The organism is Corynebacterium sp. HMSC058E07, assembly GCF_001809885.1.
Taxonomy (GTDB): domain Bacteria; phylum Actinomycetota; class Actinomycetes; order Mycobacteriales; family Mycobacteriaceae; genus Corynebacterium; species Corynebacterium macclintockiae.
Genome location: NZ_KV799271.1, coordinates 83,093 through 109,899, shown reverse-complemented (window position 1 = coordinate 109,899; position 26,807 = coordinate 83,093). Strand labels below are relative to the sequence as shown.

Genomic DNA, 26,807 nt, shown 5'->3' with positions numbered 1-26,807 from the left:
GTCCGGGGTGCCTCCTATGGTGATGACTGAAAACAACGAGGCCGAAGAAGGGGGCTGCTCAATGAGGAAGGAAAGGCCAATGCAAGTAGGTCGAACACGGCAAGTAGATCAAGCACGGCAGGTAGGGCGGACGGGGCGCGCGCGGCGCACCGTGAGCCCGCGCGGCTTCTTGGATGATGCGGAGCGCCAGTTGGAGCTTTCGCGTGCGGAGCTCAGGGAATCGGAGGCAATTGTTTACGCCTACCGGGCAGGGTTGCGAGCCGCCGGGGCGCTGATTGAATGGGAGATGGCATCGCGCAAGCGTCGCCCTAGCGGGAGTGCCTGGGCGAAGCTCCGGGTGCTGCGTCCAGATTTGGACGAGTGGTCAGAGGTCTTTGAAAAGCATGCGCGGGTAGCTAGCCGGGCGGGGTTGGGGCTTAGCCAGGGGATCGCGCCCGATTCTCGCGGGACGATCTATCGCGACGCTTGTGAGTTGGTGGACGTTGCCCGCAGTGTCGTCGACTACCTGCCGAAGGTTGCTTAGGTCTGTGTAATCGTTGAGGAGCCTAATCGTTGTTTGAAAACCGCAGGCTGATGTAGGGTGGGTGAAGTGAAACTGCGGGTGAAGCGCGCGGGATGGAACTATTTCTCAGTGCCGAGCGTTGTCAAAAGTAGCCGCAAAGAAATGGGAGGTCGCGATGGCTCTATCGGAGCAGGAGCAGAGGATGCTCGCGGAGATCGAGCAGGCGCTGATCGCTGAAGATCCGCGCCTGGCGAAGCAGGCTTCCACCAGCGATAACCGGACGTTGAACTTCAACATTCGTTCCGTCGCGCTCATCGTTCTGGGGCTGACGGTGATGGTTGGTGGAATTGCCGCCGCTCAGCTGTCGCTGTGGTTCGTGGCGCTGAGCGTACTTGGATTCCTCATTATGTTTGGCGGGGGACTGCTGGCGTTTCAGCCGAATGAGGATCACGAGGCAGCTGCCATCAAGCGCTCCAAGTCTGGAAAGTCGGCGAAGAGCGCAGCTCGGCGAGCTTCCGGAGGTAGGGGTTCTGGGGGTCTAGGCGATAAGATGGAAGATAGCTTCCGTCGCCGCTTCGAGCGATAACCAACGACAACTAAAACCGGACAAACCACCGTTCCTTGCATCAAGGGACGGTGGTTTTCTTTGTGTCGAATGGTGGACGCATTCACCACCTGTACGCAATCTTCCCCCACTTCACCCCACTCTGTTGGTTGACGGGTGGGTGTAGAGGGTGGATGAGTGTTAATGAGAGGAGAATAATTGCTTACTGCCTGGGGGAATGGCTAAGCGATGGCTGGGGTGTTGGGTGGGGAGGCGGTGGCGTCATTAAGATAAACAGGCGAGGCGCCGCCGGACTGAGCGTTGCTGTTGTGAAGAAAATAAAGAAAAGACATGCAAAAGACTTCGTGTTGTGGAGTTTGTGGGGGGAAGTGGGGTAAAGTGGGGATCGTTGGAGCGCAAAACTGCCAACGATCGCTAACTTCATAGGGAAACCGCTGGTCGGAGCTACAAACCGGCTCGCGCGCAAAACGGTACGGCAGCAAGGAACGCGAGGAACTTCAGAAGAAAGGGGCCGATGACATGTTTTTCGGCACCTTTACGCCGAAGCTCGACGACAAGGGGCGCTTGACCCTTCCGGCGAAGTTTCGGGAAGAGCTCACGGACGGCCTCATGGTTGTCAAGGGGCAGGATCGCAGCCTGGCTGTATATCCCAAAGCGGAGTTTCTGGTTCGCGCCAAGAAGGCCGCCGAAGCTTCGCGCACGAACCCGAAGGCGCGTGCGTTTGTCCGCAACCTGGCTGCCAGTGCTGACGAGCAAGCGCTGGATTCGCAGGGCAGGATCTCGGTCTCGGCACTGCATAGGAACTATGCGGGGCTGCAAAAGGAGTGCGTTGTTATCGGCAACGTCGACTTCATAGAGATCTGGGACGCCGAGAGCTGGGAGAGCTACAGCGCGGAGCATGAAGAGGACTTCTCGGACGGCGACGACGAGGTGCTGGCTTCCTTCCTCTAGGAAGTAGCGACCAGCGGTAATGAACCTGACAACTTCATAGTGAACAACAGAGTGTGCGCAGGCCCTTACCTGCGTGGACGACGCGGAATCTTGACGTACTTCCCCGATGTCAAGCCCGCACCCACGCAGGTGAGGCCCTGTTCGCACTCTTTTAACTTTTGAGTCACATACGTATCTATGTGACACATGAACTACATAGCACCCCAGATAAACCTGGATATTCCCAGAAGCAACGCCATTGGAAAGGAGGGAAACATTGACGCAGGACGCAGCGAATAGCGACGCGCAGCACGGCCACGTACCTGTCATGCGCGACCGAATGGTCGAACTGGTAGGGCAGGGCGTGAACAGCGATAACGCGCCCGAGCGTCCCGTCATCGTCGATGGAACCCTCGGCGCCGGTGGTCACAGCGAAGCTTTTCTGGACGCCTTTCCCCACGCAATCGTCGTCGGATTGGATCGCGACCCCAATGCGCTGGCGGAGGCGAACGAGCGGCTGGCTGGCTATGGCGACCGCTTCGTGTCCTACCAGACCCGCTTCGACGGAGTTACTGAAGCGCTCGAAGATCTGATGGGGCAGGGCGTGCTTCCCGAGAGTATGCGGGAACACGGGATCTCCGGATTCCTGTTCGACCTCGGGGTGTCCTCCATGCAGCTGGACCAGCCGGAACGTGGCTTCGCCTACGCGGTGGACGCCCCGCTGGATATGCGCATGGATCCCAGCAGCCCGCTGACCGCAGCGGAGATCCTGAATACCTACAGCCACGGCGAGATCGCACGCATTCTCAAGACCTACGGGGACGAGAGGTTTGCCGGGAAGATCGCTAGTGCTGTTGTGCGCGAACGTGACAAGCAGCCGTTCGAGAACTCTGGCCGTTTGGTCGAATTGCTCTACGCCACCATCCCAGCGGCTTCTCGCCGCACTGGTGGTCACCCGGCAAAGCGAACCTTCCAGGCGTTACGAATCGAAGTAAACGCCGAGCTGGAATCGCTGGAGAACCTAATTCCGGAGATTTCGCGCTGGATGCACGTCGGCGCGATGGGTGTGTTCATGAGCTACCAATCGCTGGAAGACAAGATCGTCAAGAAGGCATTGGTGCAGCTCAGCACATCAAAGACTCCGGCGGGGCTGCCGATGGAGCTCCCTGACATGGAGGCCGAATTCGAACTCCGCACTCGCGGAGCAGAGAAGGCCAGCGACGCGGAGATCGAAAGAAACTCCCGCGCAGCCCCCGTCAGAGTCAGAGCCTTCAGCAGGGTCAGCGACAGAGGGAAAACAACATTTCCCCTGGACACGCCCAGTTAGCTAAGCAAAACACCTACACCGCACTGATAGAAACAAACCCGGACCTCCGAAACTTCGGAAGGAAAACATGACCGCACCAGGCACCATCCGCACTCGCCGCCCACACACCGACCGCGCCGCCACCGGTACCCGCCCGGAACGCTCTACCTCCCGCTCTGCTTCTCGTTTTGCCGAGGGGCTGACCGAGCCCACTCGCCGCAACCACAGCGACTGGAGCGGCACGCGTGCCGATCGTCCGAACCGTACCGACAGCACTGAGCGCATCGGACGTATCGGTCGCGGCGACCACAGCCGTCGCTTCGGTGGTAGCCGTACGGGCTCGCGCCAGCAGGTGTCGGTTCGCGGACGTCGCATTATCGCCCTGGAACGCGGCAACCCGCAGCTCACCCGTCGTATCGTATTCGCGGTTGCAGTTTTCGTCGTGGGTGTGATCTCCGTGATGGCCCTGTCCGGTGTGACGACGAAGCAGTCCTTCCAGATCGCCGAAGCGCAGAAGCGTAGCACCACCCTGGAAAACCAGATCGAAAGCCTCAACCGCGATGTAGCTAACGCGAAGTCCTCCGCAAATATTGCGAAGGAAGCTAGCGAGATGGGCATGGTGTCGCCCAAGCAGGCAGGCATCCTGGAGGACCAGGGCGGAAAGATTAAGGAGCGTCGCCCGGCCGAGGCTGAGGGTGGCAAGGAAGTCGTGGATGTCAACGGCAACGCCAAGCGACGGGGCGCTACTAGTGATCCGGAAAAGACCAACCGCGTCGAGGGGCTGCACCCGAATAACCCGGTCGTAGCCGGTGATCGTGCGCCGGACGTCAACGCAAGCGCTCCGGGGAATGCACAGAACTCTGGTGGCCTGCCGTACTCCGGCGGTCAGGCCGGTGCTCCGGCTGGTCGCCCAGGTACTGCACCAGCTCCAGCGCCGGCGGCACCAGCCCCAGCTCCGGCACCGGCTGGACAGGCTCCGGCCGCTCCGGTTCCCGCAGCACCTCCGGCACCGGCGCCGGCTAGGTAATACGGCAAGCCCCAGTCAGGATCCCGAGCACAACGAAAACTTCAGACACGCCGGGGCGAACCCCGGCTTGTTTTCGTATTTGTGGGGACAATAGCCAAGAGTGAATTGAAAGGAGGACAACCACGTGTCGAAAGCCAACGATCGCCGTTCCGCGCGGACGGTGGACGGTAACTCGTGGTTGATCCTCGATACCTCCGGTGCTCGATTTAGCAAGCGAGTTCGCCTTGTCCTCCTCGTCGTTTTCCTGACGTCTCTGTCCCTCATTCTGCGTCTGGCATGGGTGCAACTGGTAGCCAGCCCGACGCTGGCTACCCAGGCCCAGCTGCAGCGAACCTCCGTCATTACCGAGCCCGCTCTGCGCGGAGGAATCACGGATCGCAACGGCCAGACTCTTGCGTACACCATGGACGCGCGCAGCCTGTCGGTGCACCCGAAGAAGCTCGAGAAGTTCATGCAGGAGCGTCATGAACTAGACCCCGAAGGTGTGCCGGAGCCCAAGCAGCGCATCGAAGATATCGTCAAGCGCCTTCCCGAGATGATCAATAAAGAGGGCGACGACATCAAAGAAGACGATATCCGTGACAAGCTGACCAGCAACAACGACTACGAGGTGCTGGTCCGCAACGTCGACCCGGACATTGCCGAGAAAGTGGCCGAGGAGTTCCCGGAGATCACTGCCGAGCGCCAAGACCTGCGCCAATATCCCAATGGCGCCGTCGGCCAGAACATGATTGGCAAGATCAGTACAGATAACCAGGGACAGTTCGGCCTGGAACTGTCGCAGGATGCTCGTCTGCAGGGCATCAACGGCTCCCGCACTGTGGATATTGCAGGCGACGGCTACCTGATCCCGGGATCCACCCGCGATGTGCACCCGGCCGTCAACGGCGATTCCTACCAGCTGACCATTGACCTGGATGCGCAGACCTATGTGCAGCAAGCGCTTCAGCAGGCCCGCGAGAAATCCGGCGCCAAGTCCGCCTCTGCCGTCGTCTTGGATTCCAAGACTGGTGAAATCATCGCCATGGGTTCCAGCGACACCATCGACCCGAACGGGGACATCGAAAAGCAGCTGAAGCGCAAGAAGGTCTTCGGCGACCGCGCAACGGCGGATTCCTTCGAGCCCGGTTCCGTGGCCAAGATCATGACCGCTGCCGCGGCCATCCAGGAGGGCAAGACCACCCCCGACGAAGTCCTTAAGGTACCCGGCACCATCGACATGGCTGGCGTGACCGTGAAGGATGCGTGGGACCACGGCGAGGTTCCGTACACCACCACTGGTGTGTTCGGTAAGTCCTCTAACGTTGGCACCCTGATGCTCGCTCAGCGCGTAGGTGAGGACAAGATGTACGACTACTTCCGCAAGTTTGGCATTGGCCAGGCTGCGGGCGTCGGCCTGCCCTACGAGGTGGCGGGTTACATGCCGGAGCGCAATCAATGGTCTGGTGGCACGTTCGCCAACCTGCCGATTGGCCAGGGTATGTCCATGAGTCTGCTGCAGATGAGCAGCATCTACCAGGCCCTGGCGAACGACGGCGTGCGCGTAGAGCCACGGCTGATCAAAAAGATCACCAGCGCCGACGGCACAGAGCTAGGGGCAGAGCCGGCGAAGGAAACCCAGGTCGTATCTCCCGAAACCGCCCGCACCACGGTGGACATGTTCCGGGCTGTGACCCAGTCGGACGAGACAGGCGTGCAGCAGGGAACTGGCGCCCCGGCGGCGATCAAGGGCTACCAAGTCTCCGGCAAGACGGGTACCGCGCAGCAGATCGACCCGAACACAGGCGCCTATTCAAACTCCTCGTATTGGATTACCTTTGCAGGTATCGCCCCTTCCGATAAGCCACGCTTCGTGGTGGGGATCATGCTGGATAACCCGCAGCGCGGCACGGATGGTGGTGCGGGCGGCACGGCGGCGCCTCTGTTCCACGACATCATGTCGTGGATGCTGGACCATTACAATGTGCCGCTGTCTGAGAAGGCAGGGCCGAAGCTGATGCTGGAGGCAAACAGATGACATCTTTGGAACGTCTAGCCGAGATCTGCGGGGGAACCCTCACCGGCCCGTGGCAGGGCGTGGAGGTTTCCATGGCCGCGATCGGGTCCCAGGACGTAGAGCCCGGCGGCTTGTTCTGTGCTGTTCCCGGCGCGAAGGCACACGGTGCGACCTTCGCTGCGGATAGCCAGGCTGCTGCGGTACTTACTGATGCCGCAGGACAGCGCATTATTGATGACGCCCCTACGCTGCTACCGTGCATCGTCGTCGACGACGTTCGCGAATGGATGGGGCCGGTGGCTGCAGAGATCTACGGCCACCCGGCACGCCAGCTAAAGACCATCGGCATCACCGGCACATCGGGCAAGACCACCACCAGCTACCTGGTGGAAAAGGCGCTGCTGGATTCCGGGAAGAAGGTGGGGCTCATCGGCACCACCGGTACCCGTATTAACGGCAACCCGATTCCGACGTCCCTGACCACCCCGGAGGCCCCCACGCTGCAGGCTTTGCTCGCACGTATGGTGGCCGAGGGTGCGACGCATCTGGTGATGGAGGTCTCCAGCCACGCGCTGGAGCTCGGGCGCGTGCGCGGGATCCACTTCGACGTGGCGGCTTTTACGAACTTGAGCCAAGACCACCTGGACTTCCACCCGACGATGGAGGACTACTTCCAGGCCAAGGCGCTGCTGTTCGAACGTGCTGAAGACGGCCAGCAGCCGGGCACGGCAGTGATCTGCTGCGAGGACGAATGGGGTGTTCGGATGCGCGATATCGCGCGGGAATACTCGCCGACCGTGGCGCTGTACCCGCAGGGAAGCGAGGAACCAGGAGACGCGCCGACGTGGTCCATTGCTTCCACCGAGGTCACGCCCAGCGGCCGCCAGCACATTCGGCTGACGATCGCCGGGGGTGCTGCCCCGCGGGAACTCGACTACAGCATCGGCATGGCCGGAGCGTTCAACCAGGCGAACAGCCTGGTCGCCCTGGCATGCATCGAAGCCGTTACCGGCGAAGTCCTGGGTGCCGACAGCCCGGCGGTCAAGGCGCTTGCCGACGTGCAGGTTCCCGGCCGTATGCAGCTGGTCGAGGAAGGCCAGGACTTCCTGGCCATGGTCGACTACGCGCACAAGCCGGGAGCCGTCCAGGCGGTACTGAGCAGCCTGCACGATTACCTCCCGGATCCGAACTCCCGCATCGGCATCGTACTGGGCGCCGGTGGCAACCGAGACCACGACAAACGCCCGATCATGGGACGGATCGCCGGTGAACTGGCCGATGCCGTGTTCGTGACGGATGACAACCCCCGTGACGAGGACCCTGCAACGATCAGGGAGGCCATTTACGCGGGGGCGCGTGAGGGCGTCACAAAGAAAGAACAACAAGACCCAGACACCGTGTGCGAGATCGTGCCAGACCGAGCGCAGGCCATCGCCGCGGCGGTGAACTGGGCCCAGCCTGGCGACGCGATCGTGGTGGCGGGCAAGGGGCATGAGAAAGGCCAGCTCGTGGCCGGCACCATGCACCCATTCGACGATGTAGAGGTAATGGCGGCAGCGTTGCAGAAGCAGGTCGCGGCAGGAAGAAACCATGAAGGCAGTGAGCAGCGATGATTGAACTAACGAACGCACAGATCGCCGAGGTGACGGGCGGGGCGCTGATTAACGGGGCGAACCCGCAGACCGTGGTGACCGGCCCGGTAGAGTTCGACTCGCGCAAGATCACCCCGGGCTCGATCTTCATGGCCCTGCCCGGAGCCCGCGCTGACGGCCACGACTTCGCCGACTCCGCACTGCAGAACGGTGCCGCCCTGCTGGTAGTGGGCCGAAAGGTCGACCAGCCCGCCCTGCTAGCGGAGCCAGTGCTGACCAACGAGCAGACCTCCAACGCGACGGCCTTCGAGTTCGATGCGGAAGGCCACGGTGCCGCAGTGCTGGCCGCCGTCGACAAGCTGGCGCGCTACAACACCGACGTACTAGCCGCCGAAGAGGGCATGGCGGTCATCGGTGTGACCGGTTCGGCCGGAAAGACCTCCACGAAGGACCTGATCGGCGCCGTGCTGCGGGAGGCAGGGGAGACCGTGGCGCCCCCGGGTAGCTTCAACAACGAGATCGGCCTGCCGTACACCGCGCTGCGCGCCGGCCGCGATACCCGCTTCCTGGTCAGCGAAATGTCTGCCCGCGGGGTCGGCCACATCCAGCACCTGACGACCGTCACCCCGCCGCGGGTGGGCGTGGTGCTGAATGTCGGTAGTGCGCACCTGGGGGAGTTCGGCTCCCGCCAGGCCATCGCTCAGGCGAAGGGCGAGCTGGTTGAGGCGCTGCCGCAGGCTGCCGACGGTGGCCTGGCCGTGCTGAATGCTGACGACGATAAGGTCGCGGCGATGGACAAGCGCACCTCCGCCCGCGTCGTGCGCTTCTCCACCGAAGGCGCGACGGGTGCCGCTGGCGTGCCGGCGGACTACTACGCCAGCGATATTCAGCTGGATGCCGTCGCCCGCGCCAGCTTTATGCTGCACCACCCGAAGGGCGAACCGGTGCGGGTGGAGCTGTCGGTGTTTGGTGCCCACCAGGTATCCAATGCCCTCGCCGCCGCGGCGGTCGGGATCGAGTTGGGTATTGACGCCGCCACGGTGGCGGCCTCGCTGAGCTCTCACGTCGCCGCCAGCGTGAACCGCATGGACGTGCGCACCCGCGCTTCCGACGGGGTGACCATCATCAACGATTCCTACAACGCCAACCCGGAATCGATGCGCGCGGGAATCGACGCCCTGGCGTATACCGCCAAGGGGCGCCGTGGCGCCGAAAGCTGGGCAGTGCTGGGACAGATGGGTGAGCTGGGCGAGGACGCGAGCGAGGAACACGAGGAACTCGGTCGGGTGCTGGCACAGCGGCGGATTGACCACGCGGTGATCGTGGGCAATGGGGTGAACCAGCACGCGTTGGCCACCGAGGCCCGGGAAAGCGGCGTGGATACGCACATCGTCGAGAACATTGACGGTGCCGTGAACTATCTGGATATGAGTTTGAACCCGCAGGATGTGGTGCTGATCAAGGCATCGTATTCGGACGGGCTATGGGCCGTGGCAGAGGGGCTGCTGATCGGCGAGGACCAAGGAGTTTAAAAGACCCATGTTGCAAATCTTTATCGCGGGTGCGGTTGCCTTTGTCGTGTCCATTGGGCTGACACCGGTACTGATCCGCTGGTTCTCCGCCGAGGGCTTGGGCCAGGAGATTCGGGAGGAAGGACCGAAGTCGCACTTTAAGAAGCGCGGCACCCCGACAATGGGTGGCATCGCCGTGCTCGCTGGAATTGTCTTCGGCTACCTGGTGGCCGTGTTGGTGGGGCTGATGACCACCGGCGCAGGGCCGGGCGTGAGCGGCTGGCTGGTGCTGGGGCTGACACTGGCCCTGGGCGGCCTGGGCTTTGCCGACGACTACATCAAGCTGGTTAAAGGCCGGAACTTGGGCCTCAATGCGAAGGCGAAGCTGGTCGGCCAGCTGGCCACCGCAATCATTTTCGGCCTGCTGATCCTGCAGTTCCCGAATTCCCGTGGCCTTACTCCGGGTTCCACCCACCTGTCGGCAATCCGCGACATGGCCACCTTCGACATCGCCATCGGGCCGGCTGTCATCGGCACGATCATCTTCCTGGTGTTTATTTACCTGGTGATTTCCGCATGGTCGAACGCGGTGAACTTGACCGACGGCCTGGATGGCCTGGCCGGTGGAGTGACCGCCCTGGTCATGGGTACCTACGTGCTGATCACTTTCTGGCAGTTCCGTAATTCTTGCTCCGTCAGTGCCGAGGCCGCGTGCTACGCCGTCCGCGATCCGCTGGACCTGTCCATGCTGGCGTCTGCTGGCCTAGGCGCCTGCCTCGGTTTCCTGTGGTGGAACGCGGCCCCGGCGAAGATCTTCATGGGCGATACCGGTTCCTTGGCCCTCGGCGGCCTGGTGGCGGGCTTGTCCATCACGACTCAGACCGAGCTGCTGATGATCCTGATCGGCATCATCTTCGTCATCGAGGCAGCTTCCGTCGTCATCCAGGTGGTCTCCTTTAAGACCACCGGCAAGCGCGTGTTCCGCATGGCGCCGATCCACCACCACTTCGAGAACAAGGGCTGGGCGGAAACGACTGTCGTTATTCGCTTCTGGCTGCTCGCCGGCGTTGCCGCAATGTCCGGTCTGGGACTGTTCTATACCGAATGGCTCAGCAGCGCTAGCTGGTAGCGATGGCTGGCGGTCTTCCCTCGAATGAACGAGACCCGAACTCACACAATTGAACCACCCGAATTGCTCTACCTAAGGACCTAAAGCCGTGGAAGCCACACACGCACTCCAGCCCACAGACGCCCTACACACCATGCGTACCCAGACAGTTCTGGTCGCGGGCGCAGGCGTGGCCGGCCGGGGCGTGATCTCCATGCTCTGCGCCCTGGGCGCCCGCACGGTCGTGGTGGCCGACGACAATACCCAGGCTCTGAGCCACATCGCCGACGGCGGCGAGACCGAGCTGCGCCTGCTGGGGGTCGCTGAGGCCGTCGATAGCCTCGGCCACTTGGCACCCCAGTTGGTCATTACCTCTCCCGGCTGGAAGCCAGAGTCACCGCTGCTGGTCCGCGCCGCCGAGCTGGGCATCCCCGTGATCGGCGACATCGCCGCGGCCTGGCTGGCCGACCAAGCCGGAGCCTTCGGCGAGCCCCGTACCTGGTTGGCCATCACCGGCACGAACGGAAAGACCACGACCACCGCCATGCTGACCTCCATGCTGGTGGCCGACGGACGCTCAGCCTTGGCGGTCGGGAACATCGGTATCGCCCCCTCGGCAGCCCTGGCGGCACAGCACCGTGGCGAACCCCGCGCGGACATTTTCGTCGCGGAGGTCTCCAGCTTCCAGCTGCACTGGGCGCCCATGTTTGCACCCTCTGTCGGCTGCATTCTGAACCTCGCCGAGGATCACTTGGATTGGCACGGAAGCTACGAAAACTACTGTGTCGACAAGGCGCAGGCCTTGACCGCCGAGTGGCCAGTCCTGGCTGTGGATGACGCCGACGTGCTGGCCACCGCACGCGCCCGCCACGTGGCAGCGCGCAGTGCCTACACGATTCACGATCCGGAGGAGGTGGCGTCACTAGAAAAAACAACATCGACCCTTGAGCGCGCCACCGGCGTGCGCGATGGGCGACTGGTCGAGGTCATCTACGGCAGCGACGGCGAACCGAACCAGATTGTGGACCTGGCCCCGGCGCAGGGGATTAGCCCACCCGGACCGGCGGGCTTGGCCGATGCCGCAGCGAGTGCGGCGATGGCCCGGGCGCTGGGCGTGGCTCCCGAAGCGATTGCCAGTGCGCTGGCCGGATTCCAAGTGCAAGCGCACCGAGGGCAGGTGGTGCTGGACCACGGTGGCGTGACCTGGATCGACAACTCCAAGGCAACGAATCCGCACGCCGCAGAGGCCGCCCTGCGCGGCCAACGCAACGTGATCTGGGTGGCCGGCGGGCAATTGAAGGGCGCGGCGGTCGATGGGCTGATCCGCGCGATCGGCGGTGGTCTGAAGGCAGTGGTGGCCCTCGGCGTGGATCGGGCGGAGCTCGTCGCGGAGGTGTCGCGCCAGCTGCCCGATCTTCCGGTCACTGTTATTGACGCCACCGATCCAGAAGAAGCGATGCGTGCCGTCGCGCGCGCCGCCCATGAGCTGGCAGAACCGGGCGATAGTGTGGTTCTAGCGCCCGCGGCGGCATCACTAGACATGTACACCGGCATGAGCCAGCGTGGCGACCTATTCGCCCAGTATGCGGTGGCATATGCTGAAGCCGAATCCGATGCCTAAAGAGGAAAGGGGGTAACGGAAACATCATGGCTTTACCGGAATCCAGTTCGAACCGACGACAGAGCATTCCCGGGGCAAAGGAGCCCCAGACGACCGAGGAGCGGGACGAGCGGGGATTGGGCTCGCTGCAACGCAAGTTCACTGCACAATTGGCCACCCCACAGCTGAACTACAAGGTTCTGCTGGGCGTTACGGTGTGCCTCACCGGACTTGGCCTGGTGATGGTTCTGTCGTCGTCCATGGTGACCTCCTACGCCAACGGCGCGAGCGTGTTCAGCGAGTTCATCAAGCAAGCCGTTGTGGTGTTCATCGGCTTGATTGTCATGTGGTTCGCACTGCGGATGCGACCACAGACGATCAGGAAGTACTCCCCGTGGCTGCTGGTGATCGCCGTGGGAATGCTGCTCGCGGTACTGATCCCCGGCGTGGGTGTCGGTGCGGATGAGGTTGGCTCGAACTCGTGGATCCGCATCGGCCCGATCGGTGTGCAGCCTTCCGAGGTGGCAAAGATGGCCCTGGCCGTGTGGGGCGCTGCGACAGTGTCCTACCGCGCGCGAGCCACGCAGAGGCTCAACACCGGGCTCGGCGCATTCATCGCCGTCAGCGCCGTGATTCTGATCCTCGTGATGGCCCAGAAGGACCTGGGCATGATGTTCTCCGTCGGCATCGTTGTCGCCGCGCTGATGTTCTTCGCCGGCGTGGATCGCAAGGTTTTCTTCGCCCTGCTGGCTGTGGTCGGCCTGTTTGGTGCTTTTGCGATCACGCAGGCAAGCTTCCGTGGTGCCCGAATTACGACGTGGAAAGACGCCCTGACTCTGAACTTCGGGGAAACCACTACCCAGGGCGCGGCTTACCAGTCGCACCAGGGCATCCTTTCCCTGTCCGATGGTGGGCTGTTCGGCGCAGGGCTGGGGCAGTCCCGCGCGAAGTGGTTCTACCTTCCCGAGGCGAAGAACGACTTTATCTTCGCCATCGTCGGCGAAGAGCTCGGCATGTTCGGCGCTGTATTTGTTGTGTTCCTTTTCGGCATGCTTGGTTGGTTCGGCATTCGCACTGCGATGGCGCAGGCGGATCCATTCCTGCGCCTGCTAGCGGCCACCCTGACGATCGGTATCTCCGTTCAGGCGTTCTTCAACATGGGCTACGTCGTGGGCCTGCTGCCGGTGACGGGTATTCAGCTGCCCCTCATCTCCGCCGGTGGTTCCTCGGCAATCATCACCCTGCTTTCCATGGGGCTGTTGTGCAACTGTGCGCGCAATGAGCCGGAGACAGTGTCCTCGATGCAACACGAAGGTCGCCCATTGATCGACCGCATTCTGTTGCTGCCGGAACCACAGGGCTACAAGGCTGGTGAACAGCGCCGTACGCAGCGGCGCGAGACCGCCTATAGCTATGGCACGCCGGTGACCAGACCGCAGCCGGGAGGTAGCCGGGGCAGCCAAGACGTGCGCCGCGAACGCGACCGGGTGGAGGAGTCTATCCGCCGCGTCGGCGGCGAGTCGCGCCTGCGTGGCTACGATGGGGTACGAAGGCAGAATCTTCCCCCGACGGCAACGCCCAAGCCCATCCCGCGGAGCCGTCAGCGGGCGGACGATGCGGGGCAGAGACGAGCCCGCAAAACCCGCAGAACTATCGACGATCGACACAGGAGGCGCTAGCCCTTGACCTCGCAGCCACAAGCCGACCGGAAGCTATCAGTTGTCGTGGCAGGCGGCGGCACCGCCGGCCACATTGAACCAGCTATGGCCGTGGCAGAGGCGGTTCGTGCGCAGCGCCCAGACGCGCGCATCACCGCCCTGGGCACGACCCGCGGGTTGGAGAGCACACTCGTCCCAGCACGTGGTTTTGATCTGGAGCTGATCCCACCGGTGCCGGTTCCGCGCAAGGTAAACAAAGACCTGATCACGTTGCCGATGCGACTGGGGAAGGCCCTGAAGGCCACCAAGCGGGTACTGCGTGAGGTAGAGGCGGATGTGGTCATCGGCTTCGGCGGCTACGTTTCCGCCCCGGCCTACCTGGCCGCACGCGCCCTGAAGATCCCGTTCTTTGTCCACGAGGCCAACGCCCGGGCGGGCGTTGCCAACAAGCTGGGCGTGAAGCTGGGCGGAACAGGGCTGGCGGCTGTTGAAGATTCGGGCCTGGAGGCCGAGGTTGTCGGAATTCCGGTGCGCGACGCGGTACTGAACCTGGATCGCGCCGCCCTGCGCAGCGAGGCCCGCGAATTCTTCGGTGTGGACCCCGACGCGCCACTGCTGTTGGTCACCGGTGGTTCCCAGGGCGCGCGCAGCATCAACGAGGCCGTGGTGAATGCAGCCAAGACACTGCAGGATGCCAACATCGGAGTACTGCACGCCTATGGCAAGAAGAACCAGGTGGAGCTTCCGCAGGAAGTGCAGGAAGGCACACCCCCGTACGTAGCGGTTCCGTACATCGAGCGAATGGATCTGGCGCTGGCGGCCGCGGATGCGATCCTCTGCCGATCCGGCGCGATGACCGTCGCCGAGGTTTCCGCGGTGGGCCTTCCCGGCATCTACGTGCCGCTGCCGCACGGCAATGGTGAGCAGGAACTCAACGTGCGTCCCATTACTCACGCTGGTGGCGGTGTGATCATCAAGGACGCGGAGCTGACCGAGCACCGCGTGGCGCAGGAAGTCATCCCACTGTTGCGCGATGAGACCCGCTGGCAGGCCGCCAGCCTAGCCACCCTGGCAGCTGGCCACCGCGATGCAGCGCAAAAGATCGCCGACAAGATCATCGCCGCAGCAGAATCCAAATAGCTGAGCTGTCCGAGCCCAATACCGAGCCCAATACCGAGCCCAATACCGAGCCCGAGCACTCGTGCTAGCACCTACCCCCTCCGTCCTCTAGAAAGGCACCTACTTCCCCGATGAGCGAGCAGCCCCAGACCACGGACCTCACCCGCGTGCACATGGTGGGTATCGGCGGCGCCGGCATGTCCGGCATTGCCCGCATTCTGCTGGACCGCGGCTACCAGGTCAGCGGTTCCGACATGAAGGAATCGCGCAGCATCATGGCGTTGCGCACTGCCGGAGCGGCGATCCAGGTGGGGCACTCCGCGGATAACCTGCGCCTGTCGGGGGAGCTGCCGTCGGTGGTCGTGACCTCCTTCGCTGCGATTCCGCAGGACAACCCGGAGCTTGTCGCGGCTCGCGAGGCAGGCATTCCAGTGATTCGCCGCTCCGACGTTCTGGCGCTGTTGATGCAGGACCGGCGCGCATTCCTGCTGGCCGGTACCCACGGCAAGACCTCGACCACTTCGATGGCCGTCGCGGCGCTGCAGGCTGCGCACCAGGATCCGTCGTTCGCGATCGGCGGCCAGCTGAACCGAGCGGGCACGAATGCCCACCACGGCACCGGCGAGATCTTCGTCGCCGAGGCCGACGAGTCTGACGGCTCCTTCCTGTCCTACTCGCCCGAGGTCGCTGTGGTCACGAACATCGAGCCCGACCACCTGGATTACTTCAAGACGGAGGCGGCCTACCGCGAGGTCTTCGAGAATTTCGCCCACTGCATCGTTCCCGGTGGCTATCTGGTGGCCTGCCTGGACGATCCGGGTTCCGCTGCTCTTGCGGAGGGGCTTGTGGCCGCCGCGGCGCGCGGCGAGGCCCAGCCGTTCACCGTTGTTGGTTATGGCACTGCCGAGGGATGTGACGCCCACTCTTCCGTGCCCCCAGCAGCCATCATCGATAGCACGGAGGTCACCGCCGAGGGCACCGTTTCCACCCTGCACCTGACTGAGGCCGTGAACCAGGCCGTGGGACAGGGTGCGGGTACGTACTTCCTGCGTGTAGCCATCCCGGGTACGCATATGGTGCTTAACGCCACGGCCGCGGCGCTAGGTAGCGTGCTGCTGGGCGCGGACGTGGAAAAGGTCATCGAGGGAATTGGCGGTTTCGACGGGGTACGTCGACGCTTCGAGTACCACGGCACCCGCCGGGAGGTCGAGGTCTACGACGACTACGCCCACCACCCGACCGAGGTCGCGGCTGTGCTGTCCGCCGCACGCCAGCGTGTGCAGGCCCGAGGCGGGCGCATCGTCGCCGTATTTCAGCCGCACCTGTACTCCCGCACAATCAACTTTGCGGCCGAGTTTGCCGAGGCGTTGTCGTTGGCCGATCAGGTGGTTCTGCTGGATATCTTCGGGGCCCGCGAAGAGCCCGTGGAGGGCGTGGATTCCCGCATTATCGGCAACAAGATCGACAGTGCTACCGAATGGGTATTCGAGCCCGATTTCTCCGCTGTGGCCGGGGTTGTCGCCAACCTGGCGCAGCCCGGCGACATGGTGCTGACCATCGGCGCGGGTACCGTGACGATGCTGGCCGACGAGATCTTGTTGCAGCTGGATAGTGGTGACCGCGGATGAGCGGGGCGTCAAGAATAAAGACCAACAAACGCAGCGCCACCAACAAGCGCAGCGCTGACAAGGGGCGCAACCCCCGGAGGAAGCGGCTGCAGTGGCTGGTCGCCGGGCTGGTAGCCCTGGTCGTGTTGCTGGGCGTGGTGGTGTATGCGGCGCCGATTCTGAGGGTTTCGCAGATCGACGTGCAGGGCACCACCAACGCAGATGCGGAGGCCATCCGTACAGCGAGCACCATCAACGCGGGCGATAACATGTTGCGACTGGACATTGCTGGTGCGGCGCAGAGCGTATCCAAGGTGCCGTGGGTCGAGAAGGTGACGGTGAAGCGTTCCTGGCCTACGACGGTGACCATCGACGTCACGGAGCACAAAGCGATCGGCTATGTCATGGACGGGGACACGCCCCACGTGGTGGATGAGAATGGTCAGATTTTCCTGACGGGTGTGAAGCCCGAGGGGGCTTTGGAGTTCAAGAAAACTAAGGCTGATGATGCGCGAGCTATCCAATCGGCGACGCAGGTGATCACTGCTCTGTCCGATGATCTGCGGGGCAAGCTGGAGGGAATCGAGGCCGAATCGGCGGATAGCATCAAGCTGTTTTTCCCTAATCAGGCCGTGTATTGGGGATCTTCCGAGAGGGCCGACGAGAAGGCGGAAGCGACCCGTATTGTGCTGGGGCGCGAGGGGAATTGGAACGTCTCCAACCCCGCAATGCCCACCGTGAAATAGGGGCGAAACCCCAGCTTAAGCTTTAAGTTGAACTTTAAGGATACGACACGCCACCAAAAATGTGCGCCGCTAAATGCTTGACGGCTAGGAAGATGGACGGCAACAGCAAACCGGTAAATCTCAAAGCACGAAAACTTTAGGAAGGCGGAAAAACGCACATGACGAATCCTGGAAACCACCTCGCCGAGATCAAGGTGGTCGGCGTCGGCGGCGGCGGAGTGAACGCCGTCAACCGCATGATCGACGAGAAGCTGCAGGGCGTGGAGTTCATCGCGATCAACACCGACGCGCAGGCACTGATGCTCACTGATGCGGACATCAAGCTGGACATCGGCCGCGAAGAAACCCGTGGCCTGGGTGCAGGTGCTAACCCCGAGGTGGGGCGCAAGTCCGCCGAGGATCACAAGGATCAGATCGAGGAGATCCTGGCCGGCGCTGACATGGTATTCGTCACCGCTGGCGAGGGTGGCGGCACCGGTACCGGCGCTGCTCCGGTCGTTGCGAACATCGCCAAGAAGCAGAATGCTCTGACCGTCGGCGTGGTTACCCGTCCTTTCGGCTTTGAGGGTCGCCGCCGTAGCAAGCAGGCCATGGAGGGCATCGAGGCCCTGCGCGAGGTTTGCGACACGCTGATTGTTATCCCCAACGATTCGCTGCTGAAGATGTCCGAAGAGCAGCTGTCCATGATGGAGGCTTTCCGCAAGGCCGACGACGTGCTGCTCAGCGGTGTGGAGGGCATCACCAAGCTGATCACTACCCCCGGTGTGATCAACGTGGACTTCGCCGACGTGCGCTCCGTAATGACCGACGCGGGCTCCGCCCTGATGGGTATCGGCACCGCCCGCGGCGACCAGCGCGCCGTCAAGGCCACCCAGGCAGCCATCAACTCCCCGCTGCTGGAAAGCACCATGGAAGGCGCGAAGGGCGTGCTGCTGTCCTTCGCCGGCGGCTCCGACCTGGGCCTGTTGGAGGTCTCCCAGGCTGCTGATCTGGTGGAGGAGAAGGCCGACGAAGACGTCAACCTGATCTTCGGCACCATCATCGATGATCAGCTGGGCGACGAAGTCCGCGTGACCGTCATTGCCACCGGCTTCGATGATTCCCCGTCCGCCTCGTCCGTCAACGAGCGCGCCGGTGCACACCGCGCGCCGGAAGGTGCCAACGCAACCGCTGGAGCTGCAGCCGGCGCTGCCCAGCCGACGAACCTATTCGGCGGCCAGGAGGCTCCGCAGGCTGGTCAGGCTTCCCCGGCACAGCCGGAGCCGCAGGCAACCATTGACCCGGCCACCCCGCAGGCAGGTGCGCAGACCAGCTTCGCGCAGCGTCGCGGTACCGTCCCGCAGCAGGCTCCGTCCACCCAGTCCACCCAGTCCGGTGGCCTGTTTACCTCCGCGGCGCAGGAGCCGCAGAACCCCACCCACGCCGGTGTGGATCTGTCGGAGGATGAGGACGACCTGGATCTGCCGGACTTCAATTAAAGTCCCTCCGCCAGTTAGGAGCTATCCGTGACCCAGGACCAGCACCCGCGGGTGCGCAAGGTATTCACCGACCGCAACGGTGGGGCTTCCACCGGCCCCTATGCGTCGTTCAACTTGGGCGACCATGTGGGCGACGACCCGGCTGCTGTGGCTCATAACCGCCAGCGTCTGGCCGATGTTTTGGGGTTGGGCGTGGAGCGCCTGGTGTTCATGGAGCAGATCCACTCGCCGAACGTCACGGAGGTCACCGCCGACCACCTCACGTCTGGCGAATCTGCGGTGATTGAGGCTACTGACGCCCTCGTCACCACCATGCGGGGCACAGCCCTGATCGTCCTCACCGCCGACTGCGTTCCGGTTTTGCTGTCCGATGAGGATGCGGGCGTGGTGGCCGCGGTACACGCTGGCCGCATGGGCGCACGCAATGGAATTGTGCGCCGCACGGTTGCCCGCATGGAGGAGCTGGGGGCAGTGCCCAGCAATATTCACGCACTGCTCGGCGCCGCCGCCAGCGGCGAGAACTACGAGGTGCCGCAGGCTATGGCGACTGACGTGGAGGCTAAACTCCCCGGCTCGGCTACCACCACCGCTCAGGGCACCACAGGGTTGGACATCCGTGCTGGTCTGACCCGCCAACTACTTTCCCTTGGGGTGCGCAGCATCGACGCGGATCCCCGCTGTACCATTGCGCCGGAGAACTCCGATCGCTTCTTCTCCTATCGCCGGGAGGGGACGACGGGTCGCCAGGCTGGCGTAGTGTGGATGCCATGACTGAGCAGACGAGCGAGCACCGTGCGCCGGACGAGCTGCCTGGCGGGTCGACAGACCTCGGGCTGCGTGGCCAGGAGATCGCCCGGAACCTAGCCCGCGTGCGTCAGCGTATCGCGGTAGCTGGGGGAGCAGACCTGCTGCCGATCACCAAGTTCCACGTTGCCGAGGACCTTAGGGTTTTGACACGGCTGGGCGTCACCGCCGTCGGCGAGAACCGCGAACAAGAAGCGCGCGACAAACACGCGCAACTGGCGGAGACAGGACTGCAGTTCCACATGGTGGGGCAAGTGCAAACGAAGAAGGCGAATTCCGTGGCGCGGTGGGCAGCCGCCGTGCACACCGTGGATTCGCTGAAGCTCCTCAACGCGCTGGACAGAGGTGCTGGGTTGGCGCTTGAACGCGGCGACCGGGATAGTGCCTTGCCGGTGCTGCTGCAGTTCAGCGCCGACGGTGACCCGCAGCGTGGCGGGGCGGTGGAAGCCGATATCGACCAGCTGGCCGATGCCGCCGCGGAAGCCGCTAACTTGGAGCTGCGAGGGCTCATGACGGTGCCGCCACTAGGGGTCGATCCGGCAGCCGTGTTCGCTCGCGGGCGACAGCTCGTTGAGCGCATCTCTGACCGGGTTCTCGGTGCGCCGGTTTACTCCGCTGGAATGAGCGGTGACCTGGAGATTGCCATCGCGGAAGGCTCCACGCTGGTGCGTGTCGGTACGGATATTATGGGCGCGCGACCAGTACTTTAAAGCACATAGCCAACAGAACTACACTAATTAATTAAGCAACGGAAGGTTCCTTTAGAGCAATGGCAGACAACTTTATGGACAAGACCAAGCGCTTCTTCGGTTTTGATTCCGTGGAATCCTACGAAACGGATTACTACAGCGACGGCTACAGCTCCCGGGAACGCGGTCGCGAGGCTGACCGTGACGCACACGAGCCTTCCTACCGCTCCCGCGCCGACCGGGATCGTCTGGGTGCTGACCGTGAGGATCGCTACCGTCGCTCCGAATACTCTGATCGCGAGGATCGTTACTCGTCGCGCGGTTCTCGCTACTCTTCTTCCGCTGACTCCTACGCTGAAGCGCCGGCGGAGGAAAAGACGCCCTCGGCTTTCGTGTCTTTCACCCTGAGCTCCTACACGCAGGCCAGTGAGCTGGTAGATAACCTGAAGGCTCGCGAGGTTGTCGTATTCTCCCTGAGCGGCATGGAAAAGGGTGAGGCCAAGCGCGTGCTGGACTTCGCTGCTGGTCTGAGCCGTGGACTGGACGCACAGCTGAAGAAGCTGAAGGGCGTGCGTAACTTCATTCTGCTGCCAAAGGGCGTAACCCTGGCGCAGGATCAGCTGGATGCGATTGCTGAGTCGCTCTAGCCCCTTGCGAGAGACCCTTCAAGCGCCCCTAGACCGACATCCGAACTCTGTTGGGGAGAGACCTCTTAAGTGAACGAAATTCTCATTGTTCTGCTGTGGCTGATTCGCTTTTATGTGCTGATTTTGATTCTGCGCATCATCATCGAAATGATTCAGTCCTTTTCCCGCAATTGGCGGCCGCAGCGATGGTTCAGCATCCTCGCCGAACCGCTGTTTGTCGTAACGGATCCGCCGGTCAAGGCGCTAAGGAAGCTGATTCCACCTATTCAGCTCGGGGGAGTGGGACTGGATGTTTCGGTGCTGGTGCTGTTCTTCGGACTGCAAATTCTCAGTAGAGTACTGGCAGCACTTATTCACTAGTGAGCCACCTTTTATGGGGTGGTACTTTTGGGGAACAAAAGGGTAGGGGGGTAGTGAATGGGGGAGGCAAAGAACGGACATAGCTCAAAAGCTTGTGAATGTCCGTTCATATCTTTATCATTAAAGACATCTTCGCGGTAAGTGAGTGAGGCTGCGGAGATGTCGTGTGTAGTGACGAAAGCCGCTGCTGGTCGAGAATGTGGGTCTTGGCTGGCGGCGGCTTTCCCCTTTCGGTCACTTGTTACAACGCGGGGGAGTGTGGAGCGTTACGTGCTCTGCTAAAGAGAGTTAGAAAGTGTCATATGGGGGTAATAGCAGGGGGTGAGGTGCGTGGGGTGATAACTGTGAGGCTGATGTGATTACGGTCGACTCAAGTTGAGTGAAGTTGAGCAGCGGTTAAGGTGTTAATCTAGAGCTAAAGTTGAGACTGATACAACAGATGCTGGTATGCTTTGTATCTGTTTCATAAACCATCAATAGTTCATCACTGTTGCGAACGCCTTCTAGCACTTTGAGGCAATCCGAAAGGGAAAGGGACAACCTATGCCACTCACTCCGGCTGATGTGCACAACGTAGCTTTTAGCAAGCCGCCGATCGGCAAGCGTGGTTACAACGAGGACGAGGTCGACCAGTTCCTGGACCTCGTGGAGGACACTCTTGCGGAACTGCAGGACGAGAACTCCGACCTCAAGCTGAAGGTAGACCAGCTGGAGTCCGGCTCCGCTGGCGCCGGCGCTGCCGGCGTAGCGGGTGCCGCAGGCGCCACCAAGGTGGATGAAGCTGCCCTGCGTCGCGAGATCGAGGCTGATCTGCGCCGCAAGTTCGAGTCCGAGTACTCCACCAAGCTGGAGCAGGCTCGCAAGGATGCCCGTGCAGAGGCACAGGCTCAGCAGGGAACCGCACAGCCACAGGGTGCAGCTGCTTCCCAGGTCAACGCTGATGAGATTGAGAAGAAGATCAAGGCGGACTACGAGGCCAAGCTGAAGGCTGCCGAGGAGCGCGCTGCGAAGGCAGAGAAGGCTGCCGAGGATGCAAAGATGCAGGCTCCGGCCCAGGCTTCCGGTTTCGCATCCCAGGGTGCTGTCGCTTCCGGCGACGGCAAGTCCGGCGTTGCTACCGCCGAGACCCACATGCAGGCCGCTCGCGTCCTGTCTCTGGCACAGGAGATGGCAGATCGCCTGACCGGCGATGCCAAGGCAGAGTCCTCCAGCATGCTGGAGGAGGCTCGCGCTACCGCTAAGAAGACCATCGACGACGCGGACAACAGCTCCAAGAACACTCTGGCAGACGCCAAGCAGCGTTCCGAGGCTCAGCTGTCCGACGCGAAGACCCGCTCCGAGAAGATGCTGGCGGACGCCGAGGAGAAGTCCAACGCACAGCTGGCAGATGCAAAGCAGAAGTCCGAGGTCATGATCTCCGACGCTACTGCGCAGTCCCAGGCGCAGATCCGCTCCGCACAGGAGAAGGCAAACGCCCTGCAGGAGGACGCAGAGCGCAAGCACACCGAGATCATGAACACGGTAAAGAAGCAGCAGGCTACCCTCGAGGCACGCATCGAAGAGCTGCGCACCTACGAGCGCGAGTACCGCACCCGCCTGAAGACCTTCCTGGAGTCTCAGCTGGAAGAGCTGAACAGCCGCGGCACCGCAGCCCCCGCAGGTTCCATCGAGGTCGAGGGCGACAACAAGTAAGCAGTTCCAGAGCCCACCGGCTCTAACCGCACCGACGACCGCTAGGAGGATACACAGACGATGCTTTTCGCAGCGATCCTCCTGGCGGTCGTCGGTTTTGTGGCGCTCGTTGTCAGCCTGGCCGTCGGATCCACCTCCTGGGCGTGGGTCTGCGTGGCTGTGGCAGCAGTAGGCGTGGCGCTGTTCATCTTCGACCTGGTTCGCCACCGCAAGCGCTAATGCTTTGAGTACCCCACGAGCACCCCACGCCGCCACCCCATATGCGCAGCGTGTAGGGTTAAAGGCGATTGACAATTTAATAGCCCCAACCACGCAACGATCCGGCCATCACCGGGGAGCGTTCCCGGAAGAACGGATGCGCGCAGCGCATCTCACTAGACCCGGGCGGAATCGCGGCACGTCACAGCCGTAAGTGAAGAAGTGGGCGAGCCCCCTGCGCAAAGCTTTGGCTAAAGCGGGCTCGTCAATCAGGGTGGTACCGCGCTGGGCTTTAATGCCCATGCGTCCCTGTTGTTTTAATGGCACGTTCGCCGGTTCACGCCGGTGGGCGTCATAAAGAAAAAGACCAAAGACAACAGCGAACGACAGAATTAGGAACCACCATGGCTGAAGCAACTCCCGCAGGCGGCGCTTACCCGCGCGTCGATATGTCCAACGGCGGCTCGACTGCATTCCCCGCTCTCGAAGAAAACGTACTGAAGTACTGGGCGAAAGACGGCACCTTTAACGAATCGGTCGCTGCCCGCGACAACGCCGAAGAATACGTCTTTTACGACGGCCCGCCGTTCGCCAACGGCCTCCCGCACTACGGCCACCTGCTGACGGGCTATGTCAAGGACATCGTTCCGCGCTACCAGACCATGCAGGGCAAGAAGGTCGCCCGAGTTTTCGGCTGGGACTGCCACGGACTGCCCGCCGAGCTAGAGGCGGAAAAGCAGCTGGGCATCAAGGATCGCGCCGGTATCGAAGAGATGGGCATGCGCTCGTTCAACGACTACTGCGCGACCTCCGTGCTGCGCTACACGGATGAATGGAAAGAATACGTCACCCGCCAGGCACGCTGGGTGGACTTCGACAATGGCTACAAGACGATGGATCCGGGATTTATGGAGTCCGTCATGTGGGCCTTCAAGACCCTCTACGACAAGGGCCTGATCTACCAGGGTTTCCGCGTGCTGCCGTACTCCTGGGCAGAGCACACGCCGCTGTCGAACCAGGAAACCCGCCTGGACGATTCATACAAGATGCGCCAGGATCCAACCATCACGGTGACTTTCCCGATCACCGGTGCGACCGAGGGCACGGCCTCCGTCGAGACTCTTGTGCAGCACCCGGAGCTGGCCGATGCTGCGTTTATTGGCTGGACGACCACCCCGTGGACCACGCCGGCGAACCTTGCTCTGGCCGTTAACCCGGAGGTTGTCTACGCCGCGGTGCGGATTGGGGATGACGCCGCAGGAGCCGACGGAGCAGAGGGCATGCACGGTGCGACCGTGGTGCTGGCCGACGACCTGCGCGGTGCGTATGCCAAGGAGCTCGGCGAGAAGGCCGAGGTGCTGGGTACGTTCACCGGTGCGCAGCTGGAGGGCATGACCTACGAGCCGCTGTTCGGATACTTCGCCGAGCGCGCGGGTGAGAAGGTCGACGGCGGCGAGGGGAACCCGGGCAGCGAGTTTAAGGCGGGTGCCTTCCGTGTGCTGTGCGCCGACTACGTCACTACCGCCGACGGTACGGGCGTGGTTCACCAGGCGCCGGCCTTCGGTGAGGACGATATGTTTACCTGCGAGGCTGCGGGTATCGACCTGGAGATTCCGGTGGACATGGACGGCAAGTTCACCTCCCTGGCGCCCGAGTATCAGGGTCAGCTGGTCTTCGACGCGAACAAGGCCATCATCAAGGATTTGAAGGCTGCGGGCCGCGTGCTGCGCCACCAGACGATCGAGCACTCCTACCCGCACTCCTGGCGCTCCGGCGAGCCGCTGATCTACATGGCGCTGCCGTCTTGGTTCGTCGCCGTGACGAAGTTCCGCGACCGCATGGTGGAGCTGAACCACGAGCAGATCGAGTGGGCGCCTTCCCATATCCGCGACGGTCAGTTCGGCAAGTGGCTGGAGGGCGCGCGCGATTGGAATATCTCCCGCAACCGCTACTGGGGCGCGCCGATCCCGGTGTGGGTCTCCGACTCCGAGGAGTTCCCGCGCATGGATGTCTACGGCTCCCTGGAGGAACTGGAGCGCGACTTCGGCCGCAAGCCGGCCTCGCTGCACCGCCCGGACATTGATGAGCTGACCCGCCCGAACCCGGATGACCCGACGGGCAAGTCCACCATGCGCCGCGTGCCGGAGGTGCTGGACTGCTGGTTCGAGTCCGGCTCTATGCCGTTCGCGCAGAAGCACTACCCGTTCGAGAACAAGGAGTGGTTCGATAGCCACTCTCCGGCGGACTTCATCGTGGAGTACTCCGGCCAGACTCGCGGTTGGTTCTACACCATGCACGTTTTGTCCACCGCGCTGTTCGATCGCCCGGCGTTCAAGAAGGTCGTAGCCCACGGCATCGTGCTGGGCGACGACGGGCTGAAGATGAGTAAGTCCAAGGGCAACTACCCGAACGTCAACGAGGTTTTCGACCGCGACGGCTCCGACGCTATGCGGTGGTTCCTTATGAGCTCGCCGATCTTGCGCGGCGGCAACCTGATCGTCACCGAGCAGGGCATCCGCGAAGGCGTACGCCAGGCGATGCTGCCGATGTGGAATGCGTACTCCTTCCTGCGACTGTATGCCTCCCAGCCCGCGCGGTACGATACGTCGTCCACCAACGTGCTGGACCGCTACATCCTGGCGAAGTTGCATGGCACGGTGCAGGCGGTATCCGATGCACTGGATAACACCGATATCGCCACCGCGTGCGATGAGATCCGCTGGTTCTGCGACGCACTGACCAACTGGTACGTGCGCCGTTCCCGCGACCGCTTCTGGGCGGGCGACACGGTTCACCCAGAGGCCTTCAACACCCTGTACACCGTGCTGGAGACTCTGAGCCGTGCCGCCGCGCCACTGCTGCCGATGACCACAGAGGTGATCTGGCGCGGCCTGACCGGCGAGCGCTCCGTACACCTGGCGGATTTCCCGAACGCCGCCGATCTGCCTGCGGATGCCGAACTGGTGGCGGCTATGGACGCCGTGCGCGCCGTGAGCTCCGCGACGAGCTCCCTGCGCAAGGCGCACAAGCTGCGCAACCGCCTGCCGCTGCCGAAGCTGACCGTCGCGCTGCCGAATGCCGACGCCCTGGAGGACTTCACCCAGATCATCGCCGACGAAGTGAACGTCAAGGAGGTCGAGCTGACTGCGGACGTGGACAAGGTCGGCCGCTTCGAAGTTGTCGTCAACGCCCGCGCGGCCGGCCCGCGCCTGGGCAAGGATGTCCAGCGCGTGATCAAGGCTGTGAAGTCCGGCAACTACACCGTCGACGGCGCCGGTGCGGTCACCGCTGATGGCATCGAGCTGCAGGATGGCGAATTCACCCGCAAGCTCGTTGCCGCCGACCCGGACCACACCGCCGAGGTCTCCGGTCAGGACGGCCTGGTGGTGCTGGATACCCAGACCACCCCGGAGCTGGAGGCCGAAGGCTGGGCAGCCGACCGCGTCCGCGGCCTGCAGGAGGCCCGTAAGGCTGCCGACCTGCAGGTCACCGACCGAATCCACCTGACCCTTTCCGTTCCTGCGGACAAGGAAGAGTGGGCTCGCACCCACGCGGATGCGATCGCCAAGGAAGTGCTGGCCACGGACGTGAAGATTGTCGTCGGCGAGCAGCTCAGCCACGACGTTGCCGACGGCTGCTCGGCGGACATCGCGGTGGCGTCCTAAAGAAAAG

Annotated in this window: 23 protein-coding genes; all 23 read left to right on the top strand. The window is 62.8% G+C overall.

From position 1 onward, the window contains the following. Positions 1-79: 79 nt before the first annotated feature. The 23 genes from HMPREF2678_RS04200 to ileS all read left to right on the top strand — a co-directional run bounded on the left by HMPREF2678_RS04200 (position 80) and on the right by ileS (position 26,800). Complete coding sequence (locus tag HMPREF2678_RS04200; RefSeq protein WP_070551114.1) at positions 80-523, top strand: SAV_6107 family HEPN domain-containing protein; 444 nt, start codon at positions 80-82, stop codon at positions 521-523. A 154-nt stretch (positions 524-677) separates the two neighbouring features. Further along, positions 678-1,088 (top strand): DUF3040 domain-containing protein, encoded by a 411-nt coding sequence (locus HMPREF2678_RS04195; protein ID WP_034977315.1) that lies wholly within the window; start codon positions 678-680, stop codon positions 1,086-1,088. Between the two features lie 152 nt (positions 1,089-1,240). Further along, positions 1,241-1,444 carry a hypothetical protein gene (locus HMPREF2678_RS10190; RefSeq protein ID WP_141747014.1) on the top strand — a complete coding sequence of 68 codons (204 nt, stop codon included), beginning with the start codon at positions 1,241-1,243 and terminating at the stop codon, positions 1,442-1,444. A gap of 142 nt (positions 1,445-1,586) precedes the next feature. Next, the gene (mraZ, locus tag HMPREF2678_RS04190) at positions 1,587-2,018 is read left to right on the top strand and encodes a division/cell wall cluster transcriptional repressor MraZ (protein WP_034970161.1); all 432 of its coding nucleotides are present in this window, start codon (positions 1,587-1,589) and stop codon (positions 2,016-2,018) included. A gap of 256 nt (positions 2,019-2,274) precedes the next feature. After that, the gene (gene rsmH / locus HMPREF2678_RS04185; protein WP_256374890.1) at positions 2,275-3,324 is read left to right on the top strand and encodes a 16S rRNA (cytosine(1402)-N(4))-methyltransferase RsmH; all 1,050 of its coding nucleotides are present in this window, start codon (positions 2,275-2,277) and stop codon (positions 3,322-3,324) included. A gap of 67 nt (positions 3,325-3,391) precedes the next feature. After that, a complete protein-coding gene (locus HMPREF2678_RS10345) occupies positions 3,392-4,330 on the top strand; it encodes a cell division protein FtsL (RefSeq protein ID WP_070551033.1) in 939 nt (312 codons plus the stop codon). Between the two features lie 124 nt (positions 4,331-4,454). Next, positions 4,455-6,347, top strand: a complete 1,893-nt coding sequence (locus tag HMPREF2678_RS04175; protein WP_034980652.1) for a peptidoglycan D,D-transpeptidase FtsI family protein — start codon at positions 4,455-4,457, stop codon at positions 6,345-6,347. Further along, on the top strand, positions 6,344-7,939 hold the full coding sequence (locus HMPREF2678_RS04170; RefSeq protein ID WP_070551031.1) for a UDP-N-acetylmuramoyl-L-alanyl-D-glutamate--2,6-diaminopimelate ligase: 1,596 nt from the start codon (positions 6,344-6,346) through the stop codon (positions 7,937-7,939). Before HMPREF2678_RS04175 ends, HMPREF2678_RS04170 begins: the two co-directional genes overlap by 4 nt. Continuing rightward, positions 7,936-9,450, top strand: a complete 1,515-nt coding sequence (murF, locus tag HMPREF2678_RS04165; RefSeq protein WP_034972087.1) for a UDP-N-acetylmuramoyl-tripeptide--D-alanyl-D-alanine ligase — start codon at positions 7,936-7,938, stop codon at positions 9,448-9,450. Before HMPREF2678_RS04170 ends, murF begins: the two co-directional genes overlap by 4 nt. A 7-nt stretch (positions 9,451-9,457) precedes the next feature. Further along, positions 9,458-10,558: a phospho-N-acetylmuramoyl-pentapeptide-transferase gene (mraY, locus tag HMPREF2678_RS04160; RefSeq protein WP_034972088.1), complete on the top strand. Its 1,101-nt coding sequence runs from the start codon at positions 9,458-9,460 to the stop codon at positions 10,556-10,558. An 88-nt stretch (positions 10,559-10,646) separates the two neighbouring features. Further along, positions 10,647-12,158 (top strand): UDP-N-acetylmuramoyl-L-alanine--D-glutamate ligase, encoded by a 1,512-nt coding sequence (gene murD, locus HMPREF2678_RS04155; protein WP_043012228.1) that lies wholly within the window; start codon positions 10,647-10,649, stop codon positions 12,156-12,158. 26 nt (positions 12,159-12,184) lie between these two features. Continuing rightward, a complete protein-coding gene (gene ftsW / locus HMPREF2678_RS04150) occupies positions 12,185-13,816 on the top strand; it encodes a putative lipid II flippase FtsW (RefSeq protein ID WP_083303409.1) in 1,632 nt (543 codons plus the stop codon). A 3-nt stretch (positions 13,817-13,819) separates the two neighbouring features. Then, positions 13,820-14,935 carry an undecaprenyldiphospho-muramoylpentapeptide beta-N-acetylglucosaminyltransferase gene (gene murG / locus HMPREF2678_RS04145; RefSeq protein WP_034970117.1) on the top strand — a complete coding sequence of 372 codons (1,116 nt, stop codon included), beginning with the start codon at positions 13,820-13,822 and terminating at the stop codon, positions 14,933-14,935. Positions 14,936-15,045: 110 nt separating this feature from the next. Beyond that, positions 15,046-16,542 carry a UDP-N-acetylmuramate--L-alanine ligase gene (murC, locus tag HMPREF2678_RS04140; RefSeq protein ID WP_070551029.1) on the top strand — a complete coding sequence of 499 codons (1,497 nt, stop codon included), beginning with the start codon at positions 15,046-15,048 and terminating at the stop codon, positions 16,540-16,542. Further along, positions 16,539-17,267 carry a cell division protein FtsQ/DivIB gene (locus HMPREF2678_RS04135; protein ID WP_035001028.1) on the top strand — a complete coding sequence of 243 codons (729 nt, stop codon included), beginning with the start codon at positions 16,539-16,541 and terminating at the stop codon, positions 17,265-17,267. The genes murC and HMPREF2678_RS04135 overlap by 4 nt, the downstream gene beginning before the upstream one ends. Positions 17,268-17,425: 158 nt before the next feature. Next, entirely contained in the window at positions 17,426-18,745 is a 1,320-nt protein-coding gene (gene ftsZ / locus HMPREF2678_RS04130) for a cell division protein FtsZ (RefSeq protein ID WP_070551027.1), read from the top strand. Positions 18,746-18,772: 27 nt separating this feature from the next. After that, on the top strand, positions 18,773-19,516 hold the full coding sequence (pgeF, locus tag HMPREF2678_RS04125; protein ID WP_034977335.1) for a peptidoglycan editing factor PgeF: 744 nt from the start codon (positions 18,773-18,775) through the stop codon (positions 19,514-19,516). Next, positions 19,513-20,259: a YggS family pyridoxal phosphate-dependent enzyme gene (locus HMPREF2678_RS04120; protein WP_034977493.1), complete on the top strand. Its 747-nt coding sequence runs from the start codon at positions 19,513-19,515 to the stop codon at positions 20,257-20,259. Before pgeF ends, HMPREF2678_RS04120 begins: the two co-directional genes overlap by 4 nt. A 59-nt stretch (positions 20,260-20,318) precedes the next feature. After that, on the top strand, positions 20,319-20,885 hold the full coding sequence (sepF, locus tag HMPREF2678_RS04115) for a cell division protein SepF (RefSeq protein WP_034977338.1): 567 nt from the start codon (positions 20,319-20,321) through the stop codon (positions 20,883-20,885). Positions 20,886-20,954: 69 nt separating this feature from the next. Further along, positions 20,955-21,245 carry a YggT family protein gene (locus HMPREF2678_RS04110; protein WP_034970099.1) on the top strand — a complete coding sequence of 97 codons (291 nt, stop codon included), beginning with the start codon at positions 20,955-20,957 and terminating at the stop codon, positions 21,243-21,245. Positions 21,246-21,788: 543 nt separating this feature from the next. Beyond that, positions 21,789-22,937: a DivIVA domain-containing protein gene (locus HMPREF2678_RS04105; RefSeq protein WP_034970098.1), complete on the top strand. Its 1,149-nt coding sequence runs from the start codon at positions 21,789-21,791 to the stop codon at positions 22,935-22,937. Positions 22,938-22,997: 60 nt separating this feature from the next. After that, on the top strand, positions 22,998-23,156 hold the full coding sequence (locus tag HMPREF2678_RS10340) for a hypothetical protein (RefSeq protein WP_034970097.1): 159 nt from the start codon (positions 22,998-23,000) through the stop codon (positions 23,154-23,156). A gap of 383 nt (positions 23,157-23,539) precedes the next feature. Next, the gene (gene ileS / locus HMPREF2678_RS04100) at positions 23,540-26,800 is read left to right on the top strand and encodes an isoleucine--tRNA ligase (RefSeq protein ID WP_070551025.1); all 3,261 of its coding nucleotides are present in this window, start codon (positions 23,540-23,542) and stop codon (positions 26,798-26,800) included. The last annotated feature ends 7 nt before the right edge of the window (positions 26,801-26,807 follow it).